The following is a 16,188-nucleotide window of genomic DNA, read 5'->3' on the forward strand; positions in this document are numbered from 1 at the left end:
CTAGAGTCTATGCAGAAAGATCCGGCTCCGCTGGCTGACCCGGCATGATTCCGGGCGAAAGCGCCGTCCGGTGCAGTCCGACTTTCACGTCCGGTCCCGGAATTCCTCGACACGCCCCGCCACCGCCGGTAGACATTAACGATGGCAACTATCGGTTTTCACGCATCGCATGAACAGATCAGCCCTGGCCAACTGCTGAAGGACGTCCAACTGGCGGAGCAGGCCGGGTTCGACGCCGCTATGTGCTCGGACCATATTGAGCCCTGGTCCGCCCGGCAGGGCCACTCCGGCTTCGCGTGGTCCTGGCTGGGGGCTGCGTTGGCCACCACCTCACTCCGTTTTGGCGTGGTCACGGCACCGGGCCAGCGCTACCACCCCGCGATCATCGCCCATGCCTCGGCCACCCTGGCGGACATGTTCCCGGGGCGGTTCTGGATGGCTCCGGGCAGCGGGGAGAACATGAATGAGCACATCACCGGGGACGCGTGGCCAGCCAAGGAAACCCGCCAGCAGCGCCTGGAGGAGTGCGTGGACGTCATCCGGCGCCTGCACAACGGCGAGGAAGTGACGCACCACGGGCTGGTCACCGTGGAACAGGCACGCCTGTGGGACGTTCCGGAAACCAAGCCGCCGCTGATCGCCCCGGCCATCAGCGTGCAGACCGCCCGGCGCGCAGCGGCTTGGGCGGACGGACTTGTCACCGTCAACCAGCCCCACGCGAAGCTGAAGGACATGCTCGCCGCCTACCGGGACAACGGGGGCAGGGGCAAGGCAGTGCTGCAGATCCACCTGTCCTGGGCACCGCGGGAGGAAGACGCGGTTTCGATAGCCCTGGACCAGTGGCGGTCCAACGTCTTCGCGCCGCCCATCCCCTGGGACCTTCCCACCGCAGCCCATTTTGACGGCGTCAGCACCGACGTCGGCGAGGACCAGGTCCGGAGGGCGGTCAACATCTCCTCCAGCCTGGACCAGCACGCCACATGGCTGCAGGAGTACACGGACCTGGGCTTCGACGAGCTCTACCTGCACTTCGTGGGCCAGGAGCAGAAACCCTTCCTCGAGGCGTTCGCCGAACATGTCCTCCCCCGGCTGCGGGCTGGCGACCGGACACGGGAGGTCACGGCGTGAGGATCGCGGAGACGTCCGATCTGTGGTGGAAGAACGCCGTGGTGTACTGCCTCGATCCGGAAACCTTCTTCGACGACGACGGCGACGGCACCGGGGATTTCGGCGGGCTGACCCAGCGCGTGGACTACCTGGCGGCGCTGGGGGTCACCTGCATCTGGCTCATGCCGTTCTACCCCTCGCCGGACCGGGACGACGGCTACGACATCACCGACATGTACGGCGTCGACCCGCGCCTGGGCACCCTGGGCGACGTGGTGGAGTTCATCCGGACCGCGAAGGACCGGGGAATGCGGGTGATCGCGGATTACGTCATCAACCACACCTCGGACAAGCACCCCTGGTTCAAGGAATCCCGGAAGTCCGTGGACAACCCTTACCGCGACTACTACGTGTGGCGGAAAGACACTCCCCCGGACACGTCGGAACAGGTGGTGTTCCCCGGTGAGGAAAACTCCATCTGGACCCAGGACAAGGCCACCGGCGAGTGGTACCTGCACATGTTCGCCAAGCACCAGCCGGACCTGAACGTCGCCAATCCGAAGGTCCGGGACGAGATCGCCAAGTCCATGGGTTTCTGGCTGCAGATGGGACTGGACGGGTTCCGGCTGGATGCGGTGCCCTTCTTCCTGGAGCTGCAGGGCGTGTCCAAGGAGGACGCGGCGAAGATCGACCCGCACGACTACCTGGCCGCGCTGCGCAGCTTCCTGAACCGGCGCAACGGCAGCGCGGTGCTCCTCGGCGAGGTCAACCTCCCCTACAAGGAACAGCTGAAATACTTCGGCGGACCTGACGGCAACGAACTGAACATGCAGTTCGACTTCCTGAGCATGCAGAACCTCTACCTGTCCCTGGCCAGGGAGGACGCCCGGCCGCTGGCCAAAACCTTGGCCGGCAGGCCGGCCATCCATCCGGACAACCAGTGGGCCATGTTCGTCCGCAACCATGATGAACTGACCCTGGACAAGCTCAGCGACGAGGAACGCGCGGAGGTTTTCGCCGCCTTCGGCCCGGACCCGGACATGCAGATGTACGGCCGGGGACTCCGGCGCCGCCTGCCGCCGATGCTCGACGGCGATCCCGCACGGATCCGCATGGTCTATTCGCTGATGTTCTCCCTTCCCGGAACCCCCGTCCTTTTCTACGGCGAGGAGCTCGGGATGGGTGAGGACCTGCGGGCCAAGGGCCGCTCCGCCGTCCGCTCCCCCATGCAATGGACCGACACGGCAAACGGCGGCTTTTCCACCGCCCCGGCCGACAAGCTGGTGGCGCAGGTGGTTGAGGGCTACTTCGGGCCTAAGAACATCAACGCTGCCCAGGCAAAACGCGACCCGGACTCGCTGTGGAACTTCATCGCCGCACTCATCCGCAGCTACCGGGAGAGCCCGGAACTGGCCTGGGGCGACTTTGAGCTCATCAAGCAGGCCAATCCCGGCGTGCTCCTGCACAGCTGCACGCGCGCGGGTTCGACGCTGGTCCTGGCGCACAATATGGCAGCCCAGCCGGCGTCCGTCACGGCAAAGGTTGCTTCCCCGGAAGATCCCAAGGAGACCTTCGACGGCGCCGTCCTGCTGGACCTGCTCGACGGCGAAAACGTGGTCTTGGCGGCCGACGGCGGCTTCGAACTGGAGCTGGAGCGCTATGGCTACCGCTGGTTCAGGGTCCAGCGCCCCGCCGACAGGCGGATATAGCTCAGGCGGATATAGCACCGGCGGATCTGACGCCGGCCAGAAAGCTGCTGTCAGCTGCGGAAACAACAGACGCGCAGAAAACTAACGCGGCCATTACCGGCATGAAACGCGGCGGCAACAATGGCGCAGGACACTGGATGTGCCGGCAAATGCTGGCACCAGCCCAAGCCCCAGCTCAGGAGGCCCGCCATGTTGAAGGAAGCCAAAGCCCATGTAACCCGCGTTCGCGCCCTGGACCAGTTGCACCGCGGCGACGAGATCGAAGCCCGCCTCTCGGTGGGTCCCAGCTATGACGATGTGGTGATCCGCCGGGGCCGTGTGCAGGAGACTGCACCGGGCATCGGCGTCGTGTGGATCATGGACCGTCAGACCGGGATGCGCAAAGCGATCAACGCGGACGAATGCAGCGTCTGGCGAGTAGCCTGAGCCCTTCAGCCGCCGGCCACGGACTGGATGATCACCACTTCCTGACCGGCAGCCACTTCAGTTTCCAGTCCCCGCAAGCGCCGGACCTCATCCCCGTTCACGTAAATATTCACGTAGCGGCGGAGGGTGCCGGTTTCATCCCTCAAACGCCTCGCAAGCACCGGATAATCCCCGGCCAGCGAGTCCAGCAAGAACCCCACAGTCACCGCACCGTCGGCGGGCGTAGTCAGGATGGACTGCCCGCCGGCGAGCGGCTGGAGGACACTGGGCAGCACCACGCTGATGTCAGCCACAACGGACCCCTAAGCGGGTACCGGAGCGCCAGGCACCAGGGCCGCGGACACCACGGCGGCACGGACACACAGGACGTCCGGCAGATGTGACGCCAGTTCGGTGAAGTGCTCGCCCTCGTCCGGGCTGGCGTAGACCGAGCCACCGCGCGTTCCGAAGTACACCCCGACAGGTTCTGCGGAATCCACCGAGGCAGCGTCACGGAGCACTGCGTTGTATTCGCCCTGCGGCAGCCCGGAATCAAGGCGTTTCCAGGTCTTACCGGCATCGTCCGTCCGGTGTACTGCCAGCTTCCCGTCCGGCGGGATGCGTTCGCCGTCGGCCTTGAGCGGGATCACCCATGCGGTTCCGGCCCGCCGGGGGTGGGTGAGCATCACAAAACCAAAGTCAGCCGGAAGTCCTTCCGCTATCGACTCCCAGTTTTCGCCGTTGTCATCCGTGCGGTACACCCCGTGGTGGTTCTGGGCGTAAAGCCGGCCTTCGACGGCAGCATCCGCCGCGATCTTGTGCACACACTGGCCGAATTCAGGGTTGGGATCAGGCATAAAGTACGCAGAGATTCCCTTGTTCCGCGGCTCCCAGGAGGACCCGCCGTCGAGCGAGCGGTAAACGCCGCCTGTGCTCATGGCAATGTGCACGTTGTCCCCGGAGGGATTGACGACGATCGAGTGCGCGGCCGCGCCGCCGTACCCTGCACCCCATTCGCTGCGGTGCGGATGGTCCCAGAGTCCGCGGTTGAGTTCGAAGTGTTCGCCGCCGTCCGTGGATTTCCACACGGAAATGGGTTCTGCGCCGGCCCAGACAACCCCTGGGCGGGACTCGGCGTCAGGGTAAATCTGCCAGATACGCTCCACGGCGGCGTCAGTGCCGTCCGGGAACTTAATGGCGCCCTGTTCGGGCTCCGTCCACGTCACGCCGAGGTCATCCGAATGCGCAACAGTGGGACCCCAGTGCTCGGAGCGGACACCCACCATGATGCGGGTACGCCCGTTGCGGGTGTCGATGCCGATGCTGGGGACTTCGCTCATCAGGAAATGCGGACCGGACATGGACCATGTCTGCCGGTCCTGGCTGGTCGCCAGCCACAACCCTTTTTTGGTTCCGATCGCTAGGACATAACTCTGTTCGATGGCCATGCACCCCATGCAACCACTCCGGCCCGGAGGCCGCAATGGTTTGGCGTGACGTTATGCGCCCGGCAGGTCAGTCCACGAATTCCGATTGCGTCTCGATGAAGTCCCAGTCCGCAGTCGTGAGGACTCCGGTGGCGGTCTCGGGGTGCGGGCCGCCGGCCTCGGCAATCCCCTGCAGCACAAACAACGGCAATTCGTCCGTACGCAGGTTCTCGCGCAGCCATTCCTTGCTGGCCAGGTCCAGATCAAGCCACCACATGTAGATTTCCACGCGGACCACCTCTCCCTATGCGTCAACGTTATTCCGCGGCAAGGGGGTGTACAAGGGTCCAACGGCCATGGTGCCGGCTTGGCCGCAGTGCAATCCGTTGCCCCTTGTGCCGGCACTTCCACTGCGCCAATCTTGTCTTGTAGGGCTGCCCGGCGCACCCGCCCCGCGGGCGCCGGAGGCCCGCTGTGGAGGCACTCCGGGCGGCGTTGAGAAGGTTGTCATGGACGGCGACATAGAACTCGAACTTGCATCAGGTTCCGAGCCGGGTGAGTACACCGTGCGCGTCGTGCAGGCCCCGGCCGGGGGCAACGCTTCGGGGCTGTTCAGGCTGGATGTGGACGGGATCCTGGCACGCCGCGCGGAATTGGAGTCCACCGTCCTGGCCTCCGCGGTGGCCGCCCGCCGCACCACGCCGGTCGCCGAGCTTCCGGTGCGGGGCGTGGGCCAGGAACTCTTCCAGGCCCTCTTTACCCGCGAGGTCTACGGAACGTACCGGGCGAGCCTGGGCGCCGCCCAGCACAGCGGGCAGCAGCTGAGGGTGGTGCTCCGCCTCGCTGCACCTGAACTGGCCGCGATGCCGTGGGAAATGTTGTTTGACCCGGAAACCGAGAGCTACCTGTGCCAGACGGAGCCGCTGCTTCGTCACATTCCCGCGCCCGACTACCACCTGAACCCGCTGGAAGTCGTCCCTCCGCTGAGGATCCTGGGCCTGATTGCCTCCCCGCGGGACCTTCCGCTGCTGGACGTCGAGGCGGAGCGGGACCATCTCGCTGCAGCCTTGGCGGGTCCGGTTTCCGAGGGGCGGATTGAACTCGTGTGGGCGCCGGGCGGTACCTGGGAGGAGATCCAGTCGATGCTGCTCGACGGCCCCTGGCACGTCGTCCACTTCATCGGCCACGGTGACTACGACGCCAGGAACGATGAAGGCCGGATCGCCCTGGTGGGGGCCGACGGCCGCGCCTCCATGGTCCGGGCCATCCGATTCATGGCCTTGTTGAGCGTAGCCGCACCCCGCCCCCGCCTGGTGGTCCTGAATTCCTGCTCCTCCGGAGAAACCGGCCGCGAGGATCTCTTCTCCGGTACCGCCTCCACGCTGGTCCGTAGCGGCATCAGCGCGGTGGCCGCCATGCAGTTCGCCATCAGCGACGGCGCCGCGATCTCCTTTGCGCAGGGCTTCTATGCCGCGATTGCGAACGGCCGCGGCGTGGATGAGGCCGCACGGGTGGGGCGGATCTCCGTCATGGGAAGCCCTGACGGAACACTGGAATGGGTGACGCCGGCGCTGTATGTCCGGGGCGGTGACACGAAACTGTTCAACTTGAAGGCACCAAGCCGTCCCCCGGTGGCGCGAAAAGTGGACCCAGCCGCGCCCGTCACCACGGTTCCCGGGAACGCCACGGCGGGAGCACCAGAGCGCTCCGATGCCCGGATCCGGCAGGCCGAGCTCCGCGCGCTGTATGTGCAGGCCTGTGCCGAGCTCCGGACCAGGCATTACCCGGTGGCCATCGAGCTGTTCGATGACCTCCTGACGCTTGATGGCGGCTACCGCGACGCGGCGCTGCTCCGCGCTTCCGCTGCGCAGCACCTGGAACGTGCCGAGGCATACCGCCACGCCCGGGAAGCCGAAGCCGCCGGGGACTGGACAGCGGCTGCCGACGGTTACGCCGCGGTGCAGGAGGATCCGGATTTCCCCGACGCCGCAGCCCGGGCGCGTGATTGCGCCAAACGGCAGCGGATAGCCGATCTGCAGGGTGAACTGGAGTACCACGCCGGCAGCGGAAACTGGCAGGCCGCAGTGGACGTGGCGGCAGAACTCTACGCCCTGGATCCCGCCGCCACTGATCAGGACGGACTCGCGACCAAGGCACGCGACGAACTCCGCCGCGAAAATGACGCGCTGCGGGCGGCCCAGAGGAATGCCCAGAAGGCTAACCGGCAGGCGGTGCCGGACCGGAGCGGCAAGGAGAGCGCTGGGGCGAAGAGTGCCGGGGCAGATCTGCGGCCTGCAGCCGCTGGTCCCGATTCGCGCTTCCTTGCCGCCGGCGGGGCAGTCCTGGCCGTAACCGGCGCCCTTCTCGCAGCCTTCTTCGCCTACCTCAACTGGGGCGATCACGACTGGTGGTATTCCGGCGGGGAAGTCAGCGTGCGTCTCGTCTACGGACTCCTGGCTCCAGCGGGCTACCTTCTGCTCCTGCTCGCCGGGCTCCCGGATCGGACCGAAACAGGCCGCGTGACTCTGGCCATCGCAACCGGAGCGGGCGCGCTGCTGGGATTAGTTGGCCTGGAACAGGATCTTCTGTGGGCGGCCACCGCGGCCACCTTGGTTCAGGCACTTTTTGGCGGGTGGGCGGCCGTGCGGGCAATCCGCGCTCCGGGCACGCCGGCACTGGCCGGGTGGCTCCTCCTGATCTGTCTGGTAACGCTGCCACTGATGTGGATCCCCGGCGACGACCTGTCAGCCCGGGCGCTGGTACTCACAGTGCAGAATTCCACCGTAGCCGCCAGCGGCTTGGTCTTCCTGGGACTGGCTCTCAGACGGAAGAGGAAGGACTAGAGATGACACGACTGGTGGAATTTCCTACGGACGGGGGCGGAACCGTGCTCCTGGAAGTATCAGACACCACGGGCGGACTGGTAACGCGCGGCGGCGGGCAGAGCGGCGTCTTCGCGCGGGCACAGCAGACCTTTGAGCGCGCCCTCAGCAACATCCGGCCGGCCGTCCAAGGCGTCATTGATGAACTCACAGCCCTCCCGGACAAGCCGGACGAAGTGTCGGTCAAGTTTGGCCTGGACCTGCATGCCGAAGCCGGTGCGTTCATTGCCGCTGCCAGCACCAGCTCAAACTTCACGGTGACCCTCACCTGGCGGCGCCCCAAGCCGGCACCGGAGGCTCCGGACAGCGATCCTGACTAAGCCGGCCCGGCCCAGGCAGTGCCGGCGGCCCGCTGCGTGGCCGCGCTGTTCAAGGAATGCGCGCAGGGACACAATGGAGTATGTCTCCCGAACGCTATAGCGGTCCGCTTCCCCTGGTAGTAGGAGTGTTGCCCGGACAGCACCCGGAAGTGCTGCACTCGGCCACCGGCCTCGCAGAAAAACTGGGCGTCCCCTTGTTGTGCGCCTACGTGGACGAGGCAAGCTACCTCGTCGAGTGGGACCCGGCGCGGTCGGCGCACCGCCTGTCCCTGCACCCGGACACTGACGATGCCGATGTCCGGGCAGTCAGCGAAGAGCTTCGCGGCGTTGTAGGGGCGGCCTGCGCCACTAAATCAGTGGAGTGGACACTGCGGATCCTGTCCGGAGACCCGGCCCGCGCCCTGGGCCGGATGGCGGCGGAGGCCAGCGCCTCCATGATTATCGTGGGAACGCCGGAGCGTGGACTGGGGCACCGCCTTTCGGCAGCCCTCAACGGTTCCGTGGCGGCATGGCTGACCCACCATCAGGACCGTCCCGTCCTGGTGGTCCCCGCCCACATGGGCGCCCACCGGGACAGCCCAGGGTGACCGCCGCCCCGGGTACGGTCCAGCACGGCTACGAGCGCAACTGCAGGGAACTCGAGCGGTGGCTGGCCGCCGCGTCCGACGCGGACCTGCGCCGCACAAGCACGGGCACCCGCTGGACCAATGAGGAACTGCTATTCCATATGGTTTTCGGCTACATGGTGGTGCAGGCCCTGCTGCCCCTGGTCCGCTTTTTCGGAGTTCTCCCGGCGCCTTTCAGCCGGGTGTTTGCCTGGTTCCTCAATGCCGGAACCGCACCGTTCGACGTCGTCAATTACCTCGGTTCCAAGGCTGCGGCCCTCGTGTTCAACCGGAGGCGGATGGCGGCGAAGCTCCGGCGGGTGACGCGCTCCCTCGAGCGGCGGATGCGACGCGAGTCAGCCGCTGCAATGGACCGGGGAATGTCCTTTCCTGACCGCTGGGACCCGTTCTTCACCCCGTGGATGTCCTTGGCGGACGTCTATGCCTATCCCATCGAACACTTCGACTTCCATGCCACCCAGCTCAGCCTGGGCCCCGGCACCATGCCGTGAAGAAATATCCGGAAAATGCCGTCCATGAATGGGGACGAAAGACCCTGTAAAAGTAAAGCGAAAGTAGTTATTCATGGTGGTGGCGCTCACCGCTACCGCCAAGTAAGCTGGAATTGGCAGGAAGATGTTGGACCTGCCCCATAAGCTGCTCCGGAGTGCGTATCCCCCAATAACGCACTCCGGAGCTTTTTAACGTCAGGCCGAATTCGGGGCCAGACAGCAATATGCGGCGACGGCCGCCCGGCAGGAGCAATCCCGTGACCACAGAGCCAATCCGCACGCCGACGGCAGCCGTCACCGCTCCGCTCTACGCCGCAGGCTTTGTCACAGCCTTCGGAGCGCACAGCATTGCCGCCGGAATGGGCGCCCACAGCGGTGATATCGGACTGAGCCTGCTCAACCTGGGTATCCTTCTGGCTGTTTATGATCTCGCCGAGGTAGTGTTGAAGCCGGTGTTCGGGGCCTTGAGTGACCGCATCGGCACCAAGCCGGTGGTCGTGGCGGGGCTTTTCGCTTTTGCACTCATGTCACTGATCGGACTGTGGGGCGCAAGCCCCGTGATGCTCGGCCTCGCCCGGATCGGCCAGGGCGCGGCCGCCTCAGCGTTTTCGCCGGCTTCCTCGGCGATGGTTGCGCGGCTCGCCGGCCCTAAAGCAGGAACCTATTTCGGCCGCTACGGTTCGTGGAAGAGCCTGGGCTACGTTGCGGGCCCGCTGCTGGGTGCCGGCCTGATCTTCCTGGGCGGCTTCACGCTCCTCTTTGCCGCCCTGGGCGTCCTTGCCGCCGCCACCGCAGTATGGGCGATGGTGACACTGCCGCACCTGGCCCCCTTGCCGCGGCCCAGGTACACGCTGCTGGATCTTGCCCGCCAAGTGACGCACCGAAGCTTCCTCGTTCCTACGCTCGTTCTGGCAGCAGCCACCGGCGCCCTGGGCACGGCCATCGGCTTCCTCCCCGCACTGGCCACCCGCCACGGCCTGGACCCGGCAGCCGCCGTGGCCGCCGTCAGCGTGCTGGCACTCGCGTCCGCTGCGACCCAACCCTGGGTTGGCCGCCTGCGTGATCAGGGCCGGGTCCAGGACGGTCCCGTCATGACAGCCGGGTTGCTGCTGACGGCGGCCGGAATCGCCGCCGTGGCGCTGCTTCCCGGGCCGGGCACCATCTTCGGCGCAGCCGTGGCCATCGGCGCCGGGATCGGTATCGCCACCCCCCTGGGGTTCGCTCACCTCGCGGCCACCACACCGCCGGAGCGGCTGGGACGGACCATGGGATCAGCCGAGCTGGGACGGGAGCTGGGCGACGCCGGCGGCCCGCTCCTGGTGGGAGCCGTGGCCACAGCTTCTGCACTGCCCGTGGGCCTGGGAGTCCTCGCCGCGGGCGTCGCCGCGGCCTCCCTGCTCGGCGTCGGCAGCATCGGGCGCGGGACCCCCTCTCCTGCGTCAGCAACGGACCGGACCGCAGACTGATAACTCCCGGGCCACAGTTTGCGAAAGATACCCCCTGGGGGTACTTGCAACATACCCCTTAGGGGTATATGTTGAGGAGATGGACCCAGCAGAAGACGCCGGCACCCGGACCGCGGATGCCGAAGCCGCCCCCCAGCATGGTTACACCTCGAACAAAGAGGCATACCTGCGCCGGCTCAAACGCATCGAGGGGCAGGTCCGCGGAATTGCCCGGATGGTGGATGAAGACAAGTACTGCATCGACATCCTCACTCAGGTCGCGGCCGTAAACAAAGCCCTGCACGCAGTGAGCCTGGGCCTTGTCGAGGAGCACATCGGCCATTGCGTCGTCGGCGCCGCCTCGGAACCCGACCCGGAGCTCCGCGCGGAAGCGATCGACTTCAAGGTCAAGGAGGCCACCGATGCCATCGGGCGCCTGCTGCGGTAGCGGCAATCCCACCCACCACACCATCCGGATGATCCGACCGGGCCAGTCCGGCACTAGCGGCAACGCCGAAAAAAAGGAGCAAACCATGAGCCCCGTATCCACCACCGTGAACGTGTCCGGCATGACCTGCGGACACTGCGTGTCCTCCGTGAGCGAAGAATTGGAAGCGCTGGAAGGCGTGGAAGCGGTCAACGTCGACCTTAACGCCGGCGGCATTTCCACCGTCACCATCACGTCCGAAAAGGCTCTCTCCCGCTCCGAGATCGGCGAAGCCGTAGCCGAGGCCGGCTACCTGGTGGTGGCCAACGAGGCCTGAACCGCCCGCGGCGCCCGGCCGCCCCACCCACCGCGAAAGATATACCCGACAACGAGGACACTCCGTGAGTAACGAGCAACTGCTGCACCAACCGGCCACCCGCGTGATTGAACTCGATATCGAAGGCATGACCTGCGCTTCCTGCGTGGGCCGGGTGGAACGCAAGCTCGGAAAGATCGACGGCGTGGAAGCCTCGGTAAATCTGCCCCTCGAATCAGCCCAGGTCACGGTCCCGGCCGGCATCACCGACGAACAAATCACGGCCACCGTGGAAGCGGCAGGCTACAAGGCCCGGGTGCGGCCACCCCGGTACCCCAGCCAAGTAGCCGGACGCGACGTCCCGGATCCGGCTTCAACAGGCTCAACCGCCGGATCCGGCGAACTTGGTGACCATGTATCGCACGGTGGCACCGCGGCGCAACTCAAACCGCGGCTTATAGTGGCGGCAATCCTGACCCTCCCGGTGTTCGCGATTTCGATGTTTCCAGTGTTCCAGTTCGCCAACTGGGGCTGGGTGGCCGGAATTCTCGCTTTGCCGGTGGTCACGTGGGCTGCCTGGCCGTTCCACCGCGCCGCGGCCATCAACGCCCGGCACCTGGGCTCCACCATGGACACCCTGGTCTCCATCGGCGTCACAGCCGCCTACCTGTTCTCCGCCTGGCAGTTGCTGGCCGATCCGCGCATGACCGAACACCCCGGCATGGAAATGGGCCCCGGCGGTCTGTACTTCGAGGTGGCTTCCGTGGTCACCACCTTCCTGTTGCTGGGCCGCTACCTCGAAGCCAACGCGAAGCAGAAGGCGGGGGACGCCTTGAAGGCGCTGCTGAACCTCGGCGCCAAGGACGCCACGGTGCTGGCCGACGGCGCCGAGATAAGGATCCCGGCAGACCAACTGGCCGTGGGCGACGTCATGGTGGTCCGGCCCGGCGAGAAAATCGCCACGGACGGTGTGGTGATCGACGGTTCCTCGGCTGTGGACGCCTCCCTGGTCACGGGCGAGTCGGTTCCCGTCGAGGTGGGCCCGGACAGCCCCGTCACAGGCGCCACCATCAACACCTCCGGCCGACTGCTGGTGCGCGCCACCAGGGTTGGCTCCGAAACCACACTGGCCCAGATGGCCCGCCTGGTTTCCCAGGCGCAGACCGGAAAAGCTCCCATCGCCCGCCTAGCGGACCGCATCAGCGCGGTGTTCGTTCCGATTGTGCTGGTGGTCGCCGTCCTCACGTTCGCCGCGTGGCTCCTGATCGCCGGGCCGGCCATCACTGACGCCGAGCTCCGAGCGGCCTTCACCGCCGCCGTGGCGGTTCTGGTGATTGCCTGCCCCTGCGCCCTGGGACTGGCTACACCGGTGGGCCTCCTCACCGGCACAGGCCGCGGCGCCCAGCTGGGAATCCTGATCAAGGGGCCGCAGGTGCTTGAAGACACCCGCACCGTGGACACCATCCTGCTGGACAAGACCGGCACCGTAACCACCGGCCATCTTGCCGTGGACGACGCCTTGGCCTTCGGCACGCGCAGCAGCACTGAAGTGCTGCTCCTTGCCGGGGCAGTTGAGGCCGCTTCCGAACACCCCATTGCCCACGCCATTGCGGCCGCTGCACTGTCCGCGGAACGCGGGAAGGACGACGGCGCCCAGCTCCCCGCCGTCGAGCGGTTCCGGTCCGCGCCGGGCGGCGGAGTTTCCGGACAGGTGGGCGGCCGGCTGGTCATCGCCGGACGGACGGGCTGGCTGCGTGAAAACGGCATCCCGGTCACGACGGAACAGCAGGAGGCGCTCCGGAACGCCGAAGAATCCGGTGCCACCGCCATCTGGGTTGCCGTGGACGGGGAGCCGGCGGGAATTGTCTCGCTGCGCGACACGATAAAGCCGGGCTCGGCTGAAGCGATTTCGCGGCTGAAGCAGTTGGGACTCCGGCCGATCCTGCTGACCGGAGACAACGCCGCGGTGGCCGCGCAGGTGGCCGCCGCCGTCGGCATCGCTCCGGAGGACGTGTTCGCCGGGGTGCTGCCTGAAGGCAAGGTCGAGGCCGTGCGGAAGCTGCAGGCTGCCGGCGCCACCGTGGCCATGGCCGGCGATGGCGTGAATGACGCCGCAGCCCTCGCCCAGGCCGATCTGGGCATCGCCATGGGCTCGGGCACGGATGTGGCCATCGAAGCTGCGGACCTGACCGTAATGGGAAATGACCTGACGCAGGTGGCACAAGCCATCGAGCTGTCCCGGCGCACGCTGGCCACCATCAAAACCAACCTGTTCTGGGCGTTCTTCTACAACGCCGTCGGAATTCCCGTGGCCGCGCTTGGCCTGCTGAACCCCATGATCGCCGGGGCGGCCATGGCCGCAAGTTCGGTGCTGGTGGTTACCAACTCGCTCCGGCTCCGCACCTTCGGCAAGCCCGGCGGCCGGGGCGCTTAGGCGGCGCCGAAGCGGACTGCCGCCTTGGCACGAGCCTTGGCGGCCTCCTCGTCCCGGTCCTTGGCCGGAGCATGTGTCACCAGCGAATCGAGCAGGTGCTGGGTGGCGTGCGCGATCTCGTGCACGGCGCGGTTGAACGCCTCCTCATTGGCCTTCGACGGCTTCGTGCTGCCGCTGATCTTGCGCACATACTGCAGCGCAGCGGCTTCCACCTCGGCCGATGTGGCATGGGGCTCAAAATTATGCAGGGTCCGGATGTTGCGGCACATAGTCCCATGCTAGGCTCTGGACCGCCTGGGATCGAGGCCCGCAGCCTGTCCGGAGACCACTGGCCCGGCAGCCGCCCGCATGGGCAGGGCTGCATGGGGAGCGGTGCCCATCGACAGTGGTTTGGGCCGCGGGATAGTTTCTAGGTAATGGATCTTCCGGATGAGCCGGGGGCCGCTGGGGATGCCGATCGGATCGGGTCCGTTAACTGAAGGAGAAAACTAATGGCTATTTGGGGTGCAGACATTGCTCAGCTCAAGGCACTGGGAACCAAGCTTCAGGCTGGTTCATCCGAGATCGAGAAGGCCAAGTCGCAGCTGACGAAGGCTCTTGACAGCACCGACTGGAAGGGCCCGGACGCTGAGAAGTTCCGCAGCGAATGGTCCGGCCGCCACGTAGCGGACCTGGCCCGGGTGGCGCGTGCCCTGGAAGAGGCCGGCAAGCAGGCCAGCAAGAACGCTGCCCAGCAGGAAGAGGCTTCCCGCTAGGGAACGCCACGCCACCCTCCGAGGTGGGAATTAAGGCCTAAAAGCCGAATGCCCCGGACGCATCACAGCGTCCGGGGCATCCGCATTTAACAGGAGGGCTGCCGCCGCGTGACCGGTTCAGGGGACCGGTTCGACGTCGTTAGCGTGGTCCAGCGGGGCCGGCAACGGCGCTGCACCGGCGTCCGAAGCAGGACCTCCTGCTGCGGCAGGCACGGCCGCCGGGCCGCGCAGCTCGTCCACGCGGACCAGAACCACGCCGCCAACGATCAGCACCCCGCCGAGGAGTTGGACGGGGCCGGGCAGTTCACCCAGCAGGAGCCACGCCCAGATGACGGCGAAAAGCACCTCGGTGAGCGACACGAACGATGCCACTTTGGAACCGAGCGCCCGCGCGGCAACAATGCCCGAAACGTAGGCGAGGACCGTGGCCAGGACAATCAGGCCGCCCAACGAAACCCACCACGGGGTGACCCACGGCCCGAGTTTGGTGTCCGCCATGCTGAACGCCATGGGCAGCAGGCCCGTAGCTGCCGCCAGCCACATCACCACGGCGCCCACCATCAGGCCGCCGGACGCCAGGACGATCGGCGGGAGGGTGTCATTCTCCCTGGCTGTAATGAAGAAATAGATCGCCAGGCACACGGCTGCGGCAATTCCCCACAGGACCCCGACGACGTCGATTTTCACCGCACCCGTAAGGTCCAGCACCAGGATCAGTCCGCCCAGCGAAAGCAGCGTTCCGGCAATGGTGAGCGGGCGTGGACGCCGGCGGCTCGCGGCCCACAGCCAGAGGACGATGATCACCGGAGCCAGGTACTCCAGCAACAGGGCAACGCCAACGGAGAGGCGCTCGACGGCGTTGAAGTAGAAGAGCTGGCAGGCAGCAACGCCAATGAGCCCGAACAGCAGGATGGTCACCCAATTGTCCCTCAGCTGGCCCCAGCGGCCGCGCAAGGCCGGCACAGCAGGGATCGCGAGGATGAGTGCTGCTCCGGTCAGGCGTGCGGTCACTGCGGCGCCCGGAGTCCAGCCGGTTTCGAGCAGGGACTTGGCGAACGATCCGGAAAGGCCGAAGACCGCCGAGGAGAACAGTGCAACGCCAAGCCCGGACGCCAGGAAACCGGAAGCGGCCCGGCGGGCGGCGTCCGGCCGGGAAGCCGCGCTCTTGACCGACGCTTCTTCGCGTTTGCTTACGGCAGGCACGGCTGCCTCCTGTCAGGAGTAAAGTGGGGTAATGGTCATGACATTACGCCCGGCCCTGTAAGGAGTCAAGATGGTTTTTGCCCCTGACACTGAAGTGGCGCTCCGCACCGTGGTGGCGTTGATCAACAGCGCGGCCAACGGCGAAGAGCATCTCGCCACGATTGAGGATCTGGACCGCTTCCTCCAGGCGGAAGGCTTCTCCGGAGCGCGTTCGCGCGACGCGGCTGAACTCGCCAGCGTCCATAAGCTGCGGAGCCAGCTCACCGAGCTCTGGACCATGGACGAGGACACAGCCGTTGCGACCGTCAACCGCCTGCTCCGCGAAGCCAATGCGCTGCCGCAGCTGATCAAGCACGATGAGTGGGACTGGCACCTGCATGCCACCACTCGGGAGGCTCCGCTGGCCGACAGAATGGGCACCGAGGCCGCCATGGCGCTGGTGGATGTGATCCGCAGCAAGGAAATGGACCGGATGCTGGTGTGCGCCGCGGAGGATTGCGACGCTGTGGTGCTGGACCTCAGCCGGAACCGGTCCAAGCGGTATTGCGATACCGGGAACTGCGCCAACCGGGCACACGTCGCCGCTTACCGCGCACGAAAGGCCGCTTCGTAGGGACCGGAACCAGCTGGAATTAACCTAC

General features: G+C 66.4%; 18 protein-coding genes. 13 read left to right on the top strand and 5 right to left on the bottom strand.

Features of this window, described 5'->3' with window-relative positions; translation table 11 throughout:
• Positions 1-141: 141 nt before the first annotated feature.
• From AC1MDG_RS21095 to AC1MDG_RS21105, 3 genes are all read left to right on the top strand, one after another.
• Positions 142-1,128, top strand: a complete 987-nt coding sequence (locus tag AC1MDG_RS21095) for a TIGR03885 family FMN-dependent LLM class oxidoreductase (protein WP_479806666.1) — start codon at positions 142-144, stop codon at positions 1,126-1,128.
• Complete coding sequence (locus tag AC1MDG_RS21100) at positions 1,125-2,816, top strand: alpha-amylase family protein (RefSeq protein ID WP_479806667.1); 1,692 nt, start codon at positions 1,125-1,127, stop codon at positions 2,814-2,816. Before AC1MDG_RS21095 ends, AC1MDG_RS21100 begins: the two co-directional genes overlap by 4 nt.
• A 189-nt stretch (positions 2,817-3,005) precedes the next feature.
• The gene (locus tag AC1MDG_RS21105; RefSeq protein ID WP_104175208.1) at positions 3,006-3,242 is read left to right on the top strand and encodes a hypothetical protein; all 237 of its coding nucleotides are present in this window, start codon (positions 3,006-3,008) and stop codon (positions 3,240-3,242) included.
• Positions 3,243-3,247: 5 nt separating this feature from the next.
• Here the strand turns inward: AC1MDG_RS21105 and AC1MDG_RS21110 are convergent, their stop codons facing one another.
• The 3 genes from AC1MDG_RS21110 to AC1MDG_RS21120 are packed head-to-tail and all read right to left on the bottom strand — an operon-like array spanning position 3,248 to position 4,937.
• On the bottom strand, positions 3,248-3,535 hold the full coding sequence (locus AC1MDG_RS21110; RefSeq protein WP_043485643.1) for a MoaD/ThiS family protein: 288 nt from the start codon (positions 3,533-3,535) through the stop codon (positions 3,248-3,250).
• Positions 3,536-3,544: 9 nt separating this feature from the next.
• Positions 3,545-4,678 (bottom strand): WD40/YVTN/BNR-like repeat-containing protein, encoded by a 1,134-nt coding sequence (locus tag AC1MDG_RS21115; protein WP_479806669.1) that lies wholly within the window; start codon positions 4,676-4,678, stop codon positions 3,545-3,547.
• A gap of 58 nt (positions 4,679-4,736) precedes the next feature.
• Positions 4,737-4,937 carry a hypothetical protein gene (locus AC1MDG_RS21120; protein ID WP_043485699.1) on the bottom strand — a complete coding sequence of 67 codons (201 nt, stop codon included), beginning with the start codon at positions 4,935-4,937 and terminating at the stop codon, positions 4,737-4,739.
• Between the two features lie 220 nt (positions 4,938-5,157).
• On the opposite strand from AC1MDG_RS21120, the gene AC1MDG_RS21125 reads away from it, so the two are divergent.
• From AC1MDG_RS21125 to AC1MDG_RS21160, 8 genes are all read left to right on the top strand, one after another.
• Positions 5,158-7,491 (top strand): CHAT domain-containing protein, encoded by a 2,334-nt coding sequence (locus tag AC1MDG_RS21125; RefSeq protein WP_479806671.1) that lies wholly within the window; start codon positions 5,158-5,160, stop codon positions 7,489-7,491.
• Between the two features lie 2 nt (positions 7,492-7,493).
• Positions 7,494-7,850, top strand: a complete 357-nt coding sequence (locus AC1MDG_RS21130) for a CU044_2847 family protein (RefSeq protein ID WP_052500653.1) — start codon at positions 7,494-7,496, stop codon at positions 7,848-7,850.
• Positions 7,851-7,930: 80 nt separating this feature from the next.
• The gene (locus AC1MDG_RS21135; RefSeq protein ID WP_479806673.1) at positions 7,931-8,437 is read left to right on the top strand and encodes a universal stress protein; all 507 of its coding nucleotides are present in this window, start codon (positions 7,931-7,933) and stop codon (positions 8,435-8,437) included.
• Positions 8,434-8,967, top strand: coding sequence for a DinB family protein (locus tag AC1MDG_RS21140; RefSeq protein ID WP_479806675.1), 534 nt, complete (start codon positions 8,434-8,436; stop codon positions 8,965-8,967). Before AC1MDG_RS21135 ends, AC1MDG_RS21140 begins: the two co-directional genes overlap by 4 nt.
• Positions 8,968-9,224: 257 nt before the next feature.
• Positions 9,225-10,433 carry an MFS transporter gene (locus AC1MDG_RS21145; RefSeq protein ID WP_479806677.1) on the top strand — a complete coding sequence of 403 codons (1,209 nt, stop codon included), beginning with the start codon at positions 9,225-9,227 and terminating at the stop codon, positions 10,431-10,433.
• 79 nt (positions 10,434-10,512) lie between these two features.
• Positions 10,513-10,860, top strand: a complete 348-nt coding sequence (locus AC1MDG_RS21150) for a metal-sensitive transcriptional regulator (RefSeq protein ID WP_479806679.1) — start codon at positions 10,513-10,515, stop codon at positions 10,858-10,860.
• Positions 10,861-10,945: 85 nt separating this feature from the next.
• A complete protein-coding gene (locus tag AC1MDG_RS21155; protein ID WP_479806681.1) occupies positions 10,946-11,176 on the top strand; it encodes a heavy-metal-associated domain-containing protein in 231 nt (76 codons plus the stop codon).
• A 64-nt stretch (positions 11,177-11,240) separates the two neighbouring features.
• On the top strand, positions 11,241-13,589 hold the full coding sequence (locus tag AC1MDG_RS21160) for a heavy metal translocating P-type ATPase (RefSeq protein ID WP_479806683.1): 2,349 nt from the start codon (positions 11,241-11,243) through the stop codon (positions 13,587-13,589).
• Here the strand turns inward: AC1MDG_RS21160 and AC1MDG_RS21165 are convergent.
• Positions 13,586-13,858, bottom strand: coding sequence for a DUF2277 domain-containing protein (locus AC1MDG_RS21165; RefSeq protein WP_043485658.1), 273 nt, complete (start codon positions 13,856-13,858; stop codon positions 13,586-13,588). The genes AC1MDG_RS21160 and AC1MDG_RS21165 overlap by 4 nt on opposite strands.
• A gap of 222 nt (positions 13,859-14,080) precedes the next feature.
• Between AC1MDG_RS21165 and AC1MDG_RS21170 the strand changes: the two genes are divergently transcribed.
• Positions 14,081-14,344 (top strand): hypothetical protein, encoded by a 264-nt coding sequence (locus tag AC1MDG_RS21170; RefSeq protein WP_043479689.1) that lies wholly within the window; start codon positions 14,081-14,083, stop codon positions 14,342-14,344.
• Positions 14,345-14,461: 117 nt separating this feature from the next.
• Here AC1MDG_RS21170 and AC1MDG_RS21175 read toward each other — a convergent pair whose 3' ends face one another.
• Positions 14,462-15,460, bottom strand: a complete 999-nt coding sequence (locus AC1MDG_RS21175) for an EamA family transporter (protein WP_479809156.1) — start codon at positions 15,458-15,460, stop codon at positions 14,462-14,464.
• Between the two features lie 157 nt (positions 15,461-15,617).
• Between AC1MDG_RS21175 and AC1MDG_RS21180 the strand changes: the two genes are divergently transcribed.
• Entirely contained in the window at positions 15,618-16,160 is a 543-nt protein-coding gene (locus tag AC1MDG_RS21180; protein ID WP_479806686.1) for a CGNR zinc finger domain-containing protein, read from the top strand.
• The last annotated feature ends 28 nt before the right edge of the window (positions 16,161-16,188 follow it).

It is taken from the genome of Arthrobacter sp. AIWTK1, assembly GCF_056680535.1.

What these genes read in the sequence shown, in the direction of transcription:
- AC1MDG_RS21095 (WP_479806666.1), top strand. Translation starts at nt 142, where the DNA reads ATGGCAACTATCGGTTTTCACGCATCGCATGAACAGATCAGCCCTGGC.
- AC1MDG_RS21105 (WP_104175208.1), top strand. Translation starts at nt 3,006, where the DNA reads ATGTTGAAGGAAGCCAAAGCCCATGTAACCCGCGTTCGCGCCCTGGAC.
- AC1MDG_RS21115 (WP_479806669.1), bottom strand. Translation starts at nt 4,678, where the DNA reads ATGGGGTGCATGGCCATCGAACAGAGTTATGTCCTAGCGATCGGAACC.
- AC1MDG_RS21125 (WP_479806671.1), top strand. Translation starts at nt 5,158, where the DNA reads ATGGACGGCGACATAGAACTCGAACTTGCATCAGGTTCCGAGCCGGGT.
- AC1MDG_RS21130 (WP_052500653.1), top strand. Translation starts at nt 7,494, where the DNA reads ATGACACGACTGGTGGAATTTCCTACGGACGGGGGCGGAACCGTGCTC.
- AC1MDG_RS21135 (WP_479806673.1), top strand. Translation starts at nt 7,931, where the DNA reads ATGTCTCCCGAACGCTATAGCGGTCCGCTTCCCCTGGTAGTAGGAGTG.
- AC1MDG_RS21150 (WP_479806679.1), top strand. Translation starts at nt 10,513, where the DNA reads ATGGACCCAGCAGAAGACGCCGGCACCCGGACCGCGGATGCCGAAGCC.
- AC1MDG_RS21155 (WP_479806681.1), top strand. Translation starts at nt 10,946, where the DNA reads ATGAGCCCCGTATCCACCACCGTGAACGTGTCCGGCATGACCTGCGGA.
- AC1MDG_RS21165 (WP_043485658.1), bottom strand. Translation starts at nt 13,858, where the DNA reads ATGTGCCGCAACATCCGGACCCTGCATAATTTTGAGCCCCATGCCACA.
- AC1MDG_RS21170 (WP_043479689.1), top strand. Translation starts at nt 14,081, where the DNA reads ATGGCTATTTGGGGTGCAGACATTGCTCAGCTCAAGGCACTGGGAACC.
- AC1MDG_RS21180 (WP_479806686.1), top strand. Translation starts at nt 15,618, where the DNA reads ATGGTTTTTGCCCCTGACACTGAAGTGGCGCTCCGCACCGTGGTGGCG.